The 12,475-nt window shown below is 34.7% G+C and carries 8 protein-coding genes; all 8 read left to right on the top strand.

Annotation, left to right across the window (positions count from 1 at the left end):
* Positions 1–104 precede the first annotated feature (104 nt).
* The 8 genes from IPH11_06360 to lpxK all read left to right on the top strand — a co-directional run bounded on the left by IPH11_06360 (position 105) and on the right by lpxK (position 12,466).
* Positions 105–2,690: a hypothetical protein gene (locus IPH11_06360; protein MBK6913285.1), complete on the top strand. Its 2,586-nt coding sequence runs from the start codon at positions 105–107 to the stop codon at positions 2,688–2,690.
* A gap of 12 nt (positions 2,691–2,702) precedes the next feature.
* On the top strand, positions 2,703–6,293 hold the full coding sequence (gene smc, locus IPH11_06355; protein MBK6913284.1) for a chromosome segregation protein SMC: 3,591 nt from the start codon (positions 2,703–2,705) through the stop codon (positions 6,291–6,293).
* Positions 6,294–6,428: 135 nt separating this feature from the next.
* Positions 6,429–8,276 (top strand): hypothetical protein, encoded by a 1,848-nt coding sequence (locus IPH11_06350; protein ID MBK6913283.1) that lies wholly within the window; start codon positions 6,429–6,431, stop codon positions 8,274–8,276.
* 1 nt (position 8,277) lies between these two features.
* Positions 8,278–8,997, top strand: a complete 720-nt coding sequence (locus IPH11_06345; GenBank protein ID MBK6913282.1) for an MtnX-like HAD-IB family phosphatase — start codon at positions 8,278–8,280, stop codon at positions 8,995–8,997.
* A gap of 25 nt (positions 8,998–9,022) precedes the next feature.
* Positions 9,023–9,625, top strand: coding sequence for an isoprenylcysteine carboxylmethyltransferase family protein (locus tag IPH11_06340; GenBank protein MBK6913281.1), 603 nt, complete (start codon positions 9,023–9,025; stop codon positions 9,623–9,625).
* Between the two features lie 3 nt (positions 9,626–9,628).
* A complete protein-coding gene (gene lpxB, locus IPH11_06335) occupies positions 9,629–10,774 on the top strand; it encodes a lipid-A-disaccharide synthase (protein MBK6913280.1) in 1,146 nt (381 codons plus the stop codon).
* A complete protein-coding gene (locus tag IPH11_06330) occupies positions 10,761–11,249 on the top strand; it encodes a DUF374 domain-containing protein (GenBank protein ID MBK6913279.1) in 489 nt (162 codons plus the stop codon). The genes lpxB and IPH11_06330 overlap by 14 nt, the downstream gene beginning before the upstream one ends.
* Positions 11,250–11,422: 173 nt before the next feature.
* Positions 11,423–12,466, top strand: a complete 1,044-nt coding sequence (lpxK, locus tag IPH11_06325) for a tetraacyldisaccharide 4'-kinase (protein ID MBK6913278.1) — start codon at positions 11,423–11,425, stop codon at positions 12,464–12,466.
* The last annotated feature ends 9 nt before the right edge of the window (positions 12,467–12,475 follow it).

Below are 12,475 nucleotides of genomic sequence, written 5' to 3'. Positions count from 1 at the left end.
TTAGCCGTTTAGCTTCATTGATTTATTAAGAATTGAATTGATTTCCCCTCCTGTATTTCGTAAATTTGAAAGATTTTTTTTCAAAAATAAGCGATAATTCAAGAATGTCTTTTCCTTTCCGTTCTTTTCTGCTGTGTATTACAATTTCTTTAATTTTTTACAATTTTTCTTTTAGCCAGATTGTATTTAAAGAACCTGCTTACTATAATCTTGAGGAAGCAGATCCTTCCTTTTTGCAGCAAAATGATAAGCTTCAGATAATTTCTTTAAATGGAAATTGGAAAATCTACACGCCTGATGATGATGAAATAACTAAACTTAAAATAAAAGTTCCCTCTGTTTTTTATGGTGATGGAAATATTGTTTATGAAAAATCATTTAGTGTTACTAAAAATCAAATTACCTCCAACCAATTAAGGCTTAATTTTTTTGGGATCAATTATACTGCCGATATTTCCCTCAATAATGTAATTATCTATCGTCACTCGGGTGGTGAGCTGCCGATAAGAATTGATTTGCCAAAAGATGTTTTAAAATCAGATAAAGCTAATATTATAAAAGTATCTCTTACTTATAAACTTGATTCGCAAAATACCATTCCTCTTAAAAATAAATTTTTGTTTCCTAATAATTATGGCGGAATAATCAGGGATGTTTTCATCGAGGTTTTACCGCTCGTTGCCATTGAAAATTTTTATACTACAACAGAGATTAATGAAGGAAAAGTACAGCTTACTTCGAATATTAAAGTTTCTAACAGGCTTACAAAAAAGAATGCAGATTCTTTAATCTCAAATGAACAATTCTTCTTAAAAATATTTTTAATAGATATTGCCGGAAATGCTTCTTTGCTTTCAGAATCACCTATCCAGCTAAAACCAAATACGGAAAAATCTTTTACACAAAGTTCAATTCTACAGGACACAAAATTTTGGTCGCCGGAAAATCCATATTTGTACAAGATAAAATTCCAGGTGCTTTCTAAAGATCAAATACTTGACGAAAGAGAAATGGATTATGGGATTTATTCACTTCGCTTCACAAACGAAAATTTATTGCTCAATGGCTCGGATTACCAGCTAAATGGTGTGACTTATATCCCCTCCTTTGGCGAATTTGGAAGTTTAGCTGATTATGGAAAGATGGAGCATGATATAAAAACGATAAAAGAAACCGGGTTCAATGCGGTCAGATTTGCCAAATCAATCCCCCACCCATACTTTCTTTATTTATGCGGCAAGTACGGGCTGTTCTCCTTTATTGAATTACCTTTGAATTCAATTCCTGAAAATCTTTCGATTGATCAGAACTTTAGAGAAAGATGCAGTAATTTTATCCAAAATATGAACGGAAGTTTCGGTAAGTATTTTGCAGTAGCCGGCGTTGGTCTTGGCGGTTCTTATTTGTCGTCAAGTCCCGAACATAGATCACTGATTGAATTTTTATCTGCCGATGTAAAACAAAAATTTAAGGGAATTGTTTATGCATCTTTTTGTGATGCTGAAATTACCGAATTGAATAATTTAGATGCATTCGGGCTTGAAGTGCTTAACAAAAATATAAATGAGGTTATTCAAGAAGTTGAAAAACTGAAAACTCAACTCGGTGAAAGCAGGGTGTTTATTTCGGAGGCAACTTATTTAGTCAATTCAGGAAATACGGATGGATATCTCAATCCGTTTTCATTCGAAGCACAAGCAAAGTCTTATTCTGACATGATTGCTTATGCTTCCACATCAAAGCTCTCTGCTTATTTCATTAATTCTATGTTTGATTACCGCGGTGATTTATCTTCTGTTGTATCAGGTTATGGAAGCAATAATATTTATAAAACAGGAATTTTAAGAGAAGATAGAAGAACCAATTCTTTAACTTATAAAGTTATTTCAGCAAAACTCAAAAATCTTGATAAAGTCACCATTCCAATTGGCAGCCGCAAAGATGATTCACCTATGATATTTATTGTATTTGGACTTGCTCTCGCTTTGATGATGGGTGTTCTGATCAATTCAGGCAAAAAATTTCGCGAAGATACAAGCCGGGCATTATTAAGACCATATAATTTTTTTGCGGATGTTCGTGACCAAAGAATTATTTCGGGTTATCACTCTGCATTTCTTGGGCTAATCATAATTCTTGTCTCCGCTTTAATCACGGCAAATTTACTTTATTATTTAAGAAACAGTGTTCTCTTTGATAAGCTGCTGCAATCACTCGGAAGCGAAGTTGTTTCATCCACCGTTACATTTTTAAGCTGGCATCCATCAGCAGCGCTATTTTGGCTTTCAGTATTATTCGGATTGTTTTTAATTGATGTCATTGTTCTGGTTAAGGTATTTTCTTTTTTTGTTAAAACACGTGTTTACTTTTCAAGTATTTTTTTTACTACCGTTTGGGCGCACCTTCCTCTCGCATTATTAATACCGGTCGGAATAATACTCTACAGAACACTTAGTGCAGAAATTGCAAATACATATATTTATTTCTCTTTATTCATTTTTTTGATTTGGATTTTTTATCGTTTATTAAAAGGTATTAGCGTAATCTTTGATGTGAATGCCGGGGCAGTTTATTTCTACTCAGCAATTTTTCTTTTTGTTGTTATTGGAGCAGTTGTGTTTTTTGCAGAGTTGAACAATTCATTTCTTGAAAATTTCCTTTTAACACTTAAACAATTTCAACTTATCTAAAACGGACTTTATTTGTATTTATCAAAGTTAGAAATATTTGGATTTAAATCTTTTGCAAATAAGACTGTGGTTGATTTCAACAGCGGCGTCACTTCAATTGTAGGACCAAATGGGTGTGGTAAAACCAATATAGTTGACGCAATTAGGTGGGCGCTTGGCGAGCAGAGAAGTGGTGCTTTGCGCAGCGATAAGATGGAAAATGTGATCTTCAATGGAACGAGTAATAAAAAGCCGATGGGCATGTCGGAGGTTTCGCTTACTATTGAAAACACAAAAGGAATTTTACCGTCTGAATATTCCGAAATAACTATTACACGTAGAATTTTTCGATCCGGCGAAAGCGAATATCTTCTTAACAAAAATATTTGCCGCTTAAAAGACATCACCAATCTTTTTATGGATACGGGAATTGGCGCAAATGCTTACTCAGTTATCGAGCTTAAAATGGTTGAAACAATATTAAGCAGTAAAGCTGATGAGCGGCGTATTCTGTTTGAAGAAGCTGCGGGCGTAAATAAATATAAACTTCGCCGGAGATTGGCTCTTCGCAAACTTGATGAAGTTAAATCTGACTTAACCCGTGTAAATGATATTGTTTCAGAAGTTGAGAAAAAAGTAAATTCCCTTGAACGACAAGCCAAGCGTGCAGATAAGCATAATAAACTTTCTACAACTTTGCGCGAATTGGAATTGGATCTTGCTGAAAGAGAATTTGCATTATTTCATTTTCAAAAAGATGAATTTAAAAATCTGAAAGAAGAAAATTTTAAAAAGAAATTACTATCCGAATCAGAACTTGCTCGCCTTGACTCAGAACTTCAACTAATCAAAAATTCTTTAAATGAAACTGAATTGCTTCTGAAAGAAAAACGTTCGTCAATTGAAAACCAAACTGAAAGCATTTTCTTAATTCAAAAAGATATTTCCGTAGATGAGGAAAAGAAAAACCTGCTTGAAAAAAATATTCTGCGTTATCAGCAGGAATTAGACGAGCTTAGCTTGAAACAAAAAGAAGCAGAATTGTTCCTTAACAATTCCGACAAACTAATAGATGAGCATTCTTCGCAGATAATCCTGATGGAAGCTCAAAAAAAAGCATCCGAAGAAAAAGTAAACCAGATAAAAATTGAACTTGATGAAAAAAGAAATTACCTGAAGAGCCGTTCAGAAATTATTCTGAATAATTTCAGGGAAATATCCTCTAAAGAGAATGAATTGTCTAATCATGAAAAAAATCTTAAAGAAAAAAATGATCAGATAAACAATCTCAATTCCAAAATCCTTTCATTAACAAATAACGTGGCAAAGTCCGTTGGATTTCTTGAAGACCTTGAAGTTGAAAAACAACAAGCCGAAAAGAATTTTGCAGAAGCCGAGGCATTTTATCTTCATAAACAGAACGAAAAGGAACAGCTCGAAAAGAATCTGAATGAATTAAAAAACCGCGAGCTTGACAGCCGAAGCACATTAAACGGAATAAAGGAAAGAATTAAATTCATACAAAGCTTAATTAGTAAATTGGAGGGTGTATCTAAAGGAGCTCGTGCATTGCTTGATTATTCGGGCTGGGCTGCAGGAGATAAGGCTTTGCTTGCTAATGTTGGTTCCTCCAATGAGCATTACCGCTTTGCTGTTGAAGCCGCTTTAAAGAATAATCTGAATAATATTCTTATTGAAACCATTGAAGACCTTCGGAACGGAATTGCTTACCTGAAAGAAAACGGAATAGGTAAAGTTTCTTTTATTTTGAATAGATTAGAAAATCCGTCCAAGAGTTTACTCGACAATTTATTTTCTTTTCTTAAAAATAGAAGAAAGAAAAAATTAGAAAAAGAAAACGGCTTCTTAGGCTGGGCATACACTTTCATAAAAACCGAAGACAAATGGAAAAAGGTTTTTCAAAAAAATCTCTCCGACACTGCAGTTGTTGATTCTCTTGAAAATGCTTTTAAATTTTCCGAAAAATATCCTCTCTTCAAATTCACTACATTAACCGGCGATTTTATTGATCAAAACGGCGTGGTCGAAGCAGGCTCAACTCCGCTCGAAGATGATTCGATGTTCGGCAGGCAGCAGCTCCTCGAAGGTTTATTAAATGAACTTCCGGAACGTGAACTGGCAATCAACAATCTAAAGAACGAAATAACAACAATCGAAAATCAAATTTCTGCAATTGATCTTCGCGTACTTTCGGAAAAAGGCAGATTGTTGATGAATGAAATTTCAAACATTGAAAAGCAGATTACGCAATTTGAATTTGAAAAGAAAAAAGCTGATGATGAAATTGAATCTGCACGTAAAACAATCCAGTTGTTGGCAGATGAATCAAATAGGATTGACACCAAAAAAGAAAACCTGAATCACGAACTGCAAAAAATCCTTCAACAGAAAAAAGAAGCTGATATCGAACTTGAAAATCTGGAAAATGATTTTGCTTCCGTTGATATTTTGTACAACACTGCTCTCAATCTCTATAACCAAAACGGCATTCAATTGGAAAGGATGCTCGGTGAAAAACGAAATACGGAAAATTCAGTCAAAAGAGCTAATGAAAATCTCGAAACAATAATTGATTCAATTAAAAAAAGAGAAAATGATATTAACTCTGCCATCGAAGAAAAAAAACAGGTTGTTAAAAATCTTGATCAAAATGGTGTTAATCTGATTGAACTCGAAAAAGTAAAGGATATTCTTCTTGAAGAAGAGAAAAATATAGACACAAACTATAACGAAATTAAAAAACAAATAACCGAAATTGAAAATCAATTACGCACTTTAAGGCAGCAGCGGGAAATTCTGTCAAACGAAATCCATTCTGCCGATCTGCACGTGCAGGAACTTGATATAAAAATTTCTAACCTTCTCACTTCGATTCAAGAAGATTACTCACTCACGATTAGTAAAAAAGCATTTGATGATTTGGAAAATTTTGATTTTAAAAGCAGAACCGAAGAAGTACATAATTTAAAGCAGCAGATGAAAAATCTGGGACCCATAAATCTACTTGCATATTCAGAGTATGAAGAAGAAAAACAGCGGTTTGATTTCCTGAGCAAGCAAAGACTTGATCTTATTGAATCAGAAAAAGATGTGCTTGAAACAATCAGTGAAATCAATACATCAGCCCAGCAGCTTTTCAGTGAAACATTTGAAAAAATAAGAGCAAATTTTACGAACATATTTCGGGGCTTATTTAATCCGGGTGACGAAGCAGACTTGCGGCTTGAAGAAAACGCTGACCCGCTCGAAGCAAAAATTGAAATTGTTGCAAAACCAAAAGGCAAAAGACCAACTTCTATAGAATTACTTTCGGGCGGCGAAAAAACACTTACAGCGATTGCATTACTTTTTGCTATTTATCTCGTAAAGCCAAGCCCGTTCTGTATTCTTGATGAAATAGATGCTCCGCTTGATGATGCTAATATTGATCGCTTTACAAAAATTATAAAAGACTTTAGCAATGACACACAATTTATTGTAGTCACTCACAATAAAAGAACAATGGAAGCAGCTCAAACTCTTTACGGCGTTACAATGCAGGAAGAGGGAATTTCAAAACTTGTGAGCGTAAGATTTAATGATGACTTCAACATTGCCAGTTAAAATATTTATACAATAATTGAAAACTAAAACAATACATAAAATTCTTTTTACTCCCTGTCCGTTTTGGCTTTAACCATTTCGCTTAATGCCCAATGGGTGAATAACACAAATGAAAATACTAAACTGGTGATTGATGTGATAGATCCAGTTAATATTTCCGTCGTGGATGATTCAAAGGGGGGAACATTTATTTTTTGGCAGGACAAGAAGGAACTTGGTGGAAGTCAGGTATTATTTATTCATCTTGATGGAAGCGGGAAAGTTAGTTTCAGAGCTGATGGTAAAAAAATATCACAGCTCTCCGGCCCGATGTTGAATCCTGTTTCAACTGCATCTGCAAGCGGTACGGCTGTTGTGCTTTGGAAAGATTACACGCATAATGCTTCCGGAGATCTCTACTTGCAGAAAGTGACTTCGAATGGAAATTTACTTTGGTCGCCAAGCGGGTTACAACTTACAAATCCGGATGAAGAAGTAAACGATTATTCGGTAGCAGTTAATAATCAAGGACAGAATTTAATTTGTTATATCGCTAAATCTAAAAACCTTAATCCAGTTTATTCTATCAAAGTAAAAATGGTGAATGTTGATGGGAAAATTGTCGGAAAGGATGAAGGAATTATAGTACATTCTTCGTCAAACAGAAAATCGAACACAAACATTTTAGTTGACGAAAGCGGCGGTGTTTTTATTTTTTGGATTGAATCCGAAAAAAATAAAAATGTCTTATATGCTCAACACATTAATCAAACCGGCAAATTATTGTGGGGGAGTAAACCATTAACAGTTTCAAGTACATCACAAAGCATCACAACTTTCTCAGTCCAACTGAGCGGCTTAAATAAAATATATTCTTGCTGGCAAACACAATCCCAGGATAAAGATATTTATCATCAGTTAATTGATATAAAAGGAAATATTTTATGGGAGCGCGGCGGAAAGTTTATTACAAAGCAAAAAGGTAATCAATCCAATCCACAGGCTGTTGCGTATGACTCCAGTATAATCGTAAGCTGGACAAATGAAATCAAAAATGATCATAAAGTTTTTCTGCAAAAATTTGATCTTAAAGGAAACTCAATTTGGAAAAATGGACCGGTTAAACCTGTAAATGAAAAGAGTGATCAATTCGGGCAGAAAATAATAAGTGATGGTAAAAATGGCGCTGTGCTTGCCTGGATTGATAAACGCGGAGATTCGGGCACGGGTGACATTTATTCTCAAAGGATTAATTCATCTGGCGATTTAGTTTGGCATGACAAAGGAGTTTTGGTTGGCTCGCATTCAAATTCACTTAAAAGTTACCTCTCCCTTATATCCGATAAACGAGGCGGTGCCATAGCTATCTTCAAAGACACACGAAACAAAGCGAACGAAATATACGGGCAAAAAATTTTCAGTACGGGCACTTACATTTCTCAAATCGTAGGCTTTAAATCAGAATTGATAAATGATAAAATTAAAATTTCCTGGTACAGTGCTAATGAAACCGGCGACACAGAATATACAATCGAAAAAACTTCTCTCACTGATTCAGGCATTACAGGCTGGCAAGAAGTGCACGTAGAGAATTCTCACGGTAAATCAAACGCAAATTATTATGAATATTTTGATACTCCATACGAAAGTGGTACTCTTTATTATAGAATAGTTCAAAAAGATAACGAAGGAAACGAACAATCCTCTGAAGTTTCTAAAATAGTATATTTCAAAGGCGCTGATGAAATCATCGTTGCACAAAATTCCCCCAACCCTTTTAGCGACCATACTAAAATTTCTTTTTATTTACCAGCTCCTAAAAGAGTGACAGTAGAGTTTTTTAATAATCGAATAGAAAAAATCGGCGAGATTTCTAATCAATTATTTAATGCCGGCGAAAATGAAATTACTTTTTCTGCTGAAAGTTTAGAGCCTGGAATTTACTTCTTCAGGTTCAAATCCGACGAATTTGTTGACGTAAAAAAAATGGTGATTACAAAATAAAATGAATCGAGTATTTAAAATATTTGTTGATTTTGACGGCACCATTACAACCCGGGATGTGGGAGAAGCTTTATTCGAAAAGTTTGGTGTCCCCGAAAAAGTTGAACCGCTCATCGCTCAGTTATTAACGGACAAAATATCTTCCCGCGATTGCTGGATTGAACTTTGCAATTCTGTCGAATATATTTCCGAAGATCAACTGAATTCATTTATCAGCACTATCCCAATTGATAAATCCTTTGCGATTTTCAACGAGCACTGCAGAATCAATGGGTTTCAACTTTATGTGCTAAGCGATGGTTTTGACTACTATATTGAGAGAATATTTGACCAGGAAAACCTGAGTAATATAAAATATTTTGCCAACAAACTTGAAATTTCTAACACCGGAAAATTGATTCCATCATTTCCTTTTTATGATATTGCATGCAGCAGTTCGGCAAATTGTAAACGCAATCATATCATTAATAACAGCGGCGATGATGAATACACTGTTTACATCGGTGATGGAAATTCTGATAAATATACAATTGATTTTTGTGATTTCATTTTTGCCAAAGATGATCTGCTCAAATATTGCGAACGAAATAGGATAAGTTACTTCCCTTTCAATAATTTTTTAGATGTAAAAAATAAACTCGAACAGCTTCAATCAAAAAAGAATTTAAAAAAGCGCCATCGTGCTGAGCTAAAACGTAAAGAAGTATATAAAGCAGAATAAATTTAAAATCAAACAAAGAAAAACAATGTCAGATTTCGCGAAAAATATTTTCAAGTACAGAAGTTACACTCCTATTCCATTTGTAATTATCATGTTGGTTTACGAGAATGCCAACATTTGGGGATTAGTTTTCGGCTTTGCACTTGCACTGAGTGGTGAGTTAATTCGTCTTTGGGGTGTTAGCTGGGCAGGCAGCGAAACCCGCACAACCGGTGAGGTTGGGGGAACTTATTTAATTGTAAGCGGTCCTTTCAGCTATGTTCGAAACCCGCTGAATGTTGGAAATATTTTGATGTACCTTGGAATTGGTTTTATGTCTTTCGCCCTTTTCCCCTACCTGCAAATAATTGCACTTGCGTTCTTTCTTTTCCAATACAGTACAATAGTCAAAGAAGAAGAAGGCTATTTGAAAAAAACTTTTGGTGTAGATTACGAAACCTATTCGAAAAACGTCCGCCGATTTCTTCCCAGACTTTCTGCCTACAAAGAATTGAGGATCACACAGCCAAAATTTAATTTAAGCAGAGGATTAAAGTCCGAACGGAGAACTCTTCAGGCATTTTCTATTGTGATACTAACCATATTGATTAAATGGATTATCCGAGCAAGGATAGATAGTATTTTATAAATGATGACGGCTAATAACAACATATTGATTATTACTGGCGAAGTTTCGGGAGACCTGATCGGAGCATCTTTGATAAAAGAATTACGCGCAGTGCAGCCCGCGATTAATATTTTCGGTATTGGCGGGGATAAGATGATTGAAGAAGGAATGAATATCAGTTTTCATATAAATAAACTTTCATTTTTAGGTTTTGTCGAAGTCGTCAGACACCTTTCGTTCATTAAAAAAGTGCAGCGAGAAATTCTTAAATTGGTTAAGCTGAAAAAAATAACGACTGCTGTCCTGATTGATTATCCCGGGTTTAATTTAAGCATTGCAAAAAAATTAAAGGTGCTCGGCTTAAAAATAATTTACTACATCTCTCCTCAAATCTGGGCATGGGGCTCCTCAAGGATTGAAAAGATTCGCTCAACCATTGATAAGATGCTTGTTATCTTTCCGTTTGAGGAAACTCTTTATAAAAATAATAATGTGCCGGTTGAGTTTGTTGGTCATCCAATGCTGGAACGGATCGCTGTTCATAAATATTTGAGCAAAACTGAATTGATAAAAAAATATAATCTGGATGATCAAAAAGAAATTCTGCTGCTTCTGCCCGGAAGCAGAAAACATGAAGTTGAAAAAATTTTTCCAGCAGAAATAGAAGCTGCGACAAAACTCTCGCGCGAATTCAATTTACAGGTAGTTGTTGCCTCTGCACAAAATATGAACACAGAAATATTTCGCAATTTATCTTCGTTGGAAAATTATACAATAGTTAAAGAAAATATTTTCGATTTTATGAATCACTCAAAATTCGGGATAATAAAATCGGGCACTGCTACTCTTGAAGCTGGGCTTCATCAATTACCCATGATTATCGTTTACAAGACAACCTGGATAACTTACCTTATCGGTAAAAATCTTGTGAAGTTGGAAAGCATTGGGTTAGTAAATATTCTATCTGAAGAAAAAATAATTCCCGAACTTATTCAAACTGAAGCTAACTCAACTTCAATCTATGAAAGATCGAAAACTATTTTAGCAGATAAAATGCTCTATCAAAATATGAAGGATAAATTGACAGCATTAAAAGTAAAACTTGGAACCGAGGGTGCCTCAAAGCGCGCAGCAAAAATAATTCTAAATACTTTAAATGAAACTGCATAAAGCAAAACAAAACTCCTTAAGATTTTTAGGTAATATTTTTCTCGCATCATTGATTAATGTTCTTTGTAAATCTTTAAGAATTCAGAAAATTAATTCTGACGCAATTGATAAACTCCGGGCCGAAAACAAAAATTTTGTTATCGCCTTCTGGCACAACACAATGCTGCTTGGCTGGTATTTGCATGGCGGGAACAGCACAGTTGCTTTAACCAGTAAAAGTAAAGACGGTGATCTGCTTGCAAAGACTTTGAAGAAATGGAAATACATAGTTGTTAGAGGCTCAAGCAGTAAAGGGGGGGAAATTGCACTTGGGGTTATGGTTGATTATGCGAGAAATAATTGTTCTATCGCTATTACTCCCGATGGACCCCGCGGACCAGCATTAAAGTTTAAGGCAGGTGCAGTTATTACAGCAAAGAAAAGTGGAATACCAATTTTACTTGCGGGTATTGGTTTTAAAAAAAGAAATTATTAAATAGCTGGGACCAATTTCAAGTACCGTATTTTTTTTCGCGAGCAAAAGTTGTTTACTCTGACCCGATTTATATTGATAAGAATTGCAGTTACGAGCAGACTTCTTCTGTCATAAAAAAATGCGAAGAAGAACTTCGCAAGCTTCAAAAAGAAGCCGAAATATTTAATTGTTAAATGAAATTTCTGAAACTGATATTGATTCCCTTTATTCCTGTTTATGGAGCCATAATCAGCATCCGAAATTTTTTATTTGATAAAATGTTCTTTGAATCAAAATCTGTAAACGCAAAAGTCACATCTGTTGGAAACATAACGCTCGGCGGAAGTGGAAAGACTCCAACGGTAATATTCGTTACCAACCTTTTGAAGAATGAAAATAAAAATGTCGGCGTACTAAGCCGTGGATACGGCAGAAGCTCAACAGGGTATCAATTGGTTTCAAAAGGGAGCGGTATTTTAACAACTGTTGAACAAAGCGGTGATGAAATGTATCACACTGCTCTCGAGTGTAAAGTTCCTGCGGCAGTCTGCGAAAACAGAGTTGAAGGCGCTGTTCGGCTAATTGAAGAAACAGGGATAAATTTTTTGGTTCTTGATGATGCATTTCAGCATCGCTGGATAAAAAGAGATGTAAATCTACTGGTCTTTGAACAGAGATTTTTGTTATCGTCTGATTTTTTTGTCCATAAGCTTTTTCCTACAGGAACATTACGTGAACCATTCAGCGTTGTAAAAAGAGCGGATGCTGTAATTATTAATCGGAAATTTTCGGAGCCTGAAGATATTCCTATAAAGAGAAAAAAGTATTTTAAAGACGTGCCTGTATTTACCGCCCATTACAAAGCGATAAGTTTTATTGATCTTAATTCAAAACAGGAATACAACCTTGAAGAATTTAAAGGACAGAAATCATTAGTAGTGTCGGGAATAGCAAACCCATTTTCTTTTTTGAATATCCTTCGGCAGACTAATGTTGATACAACTAACAAAATGATTTTTAAGGATCATAAAAAATATTCATTAAAGGAAGTTGAAAGGATTAGAAAGAAATTTTATACAAGCAACTCACACTCTGTGGTAACAACTGAAAAGGATGCGGTAAAACTTTCTAAATACTCAAAGGAATTGGATGACATAGATATTTTCTATTTAAAAATCATTCTTGTGATGGATGATGAAATTAAATTCAAAAAATTTTTACTTAATAAACTTGCGTAATAAAATCTT

It is taken from the genome of Ignavibacteriales bacterium, assembly GCA_016709155.1.
In the GTDB taxonomy this organism is placed as follows: Bacteria; Bacteroidota; Ignavibacteria; order Ignavibacteriales; family Ignavibacteriaceae; genus JADJEI01.
The sequence above is the reverse complement of the archived record's forward strand: the minus strand, read 5'-3'. Positions and strand labels throughout refer to the sequence as shown.

Excerpts from the sequence above, each read along its gene's own strand:
- IPH11_06360 (MBK6913285.1), top strand. The coding sequence starts at position 105 with ATGTCTTTTCCTTTCCGTTCTTTTCTGCTGTGTATTACAATTTCTTTA.
- IPH11_06345 (MBK6913282.1), top strand. The coding sequence starts at position 8,278 with ATGAATCGAGTATTTAAAATATTTGTTGATTTTGACGGCACCATTACA.
- IPH11_06340 (MBK6913281.1), top strand. The coding sequence starts at position 9,023 with ATGTCAGATTTCGCGAAAAATATTTTCAAGTACAGAAGTTACACTCCT.
- lpxB (MBK6913280.1), top strand. The coding sequence starts at position 9,629 with ATGACGGCTAATAACAACATATTGATTATTACTGGCGAAGTTTCGGGA.
- IPH11_06330 (MBK6913279.1), top strand. The coding sequence starts at position 10,761 with ATGAAACTGCATAAAGCAAAACAAAACTCCTTAAGATTTTTAGGTAAT.
- lpxK (MBK6913278.1), top strand. The coding sequence starts at position 11,423 with ATGAAATTTCTGAAACTGATATTGATTCCCTTTATTCCTGTTTATGGA.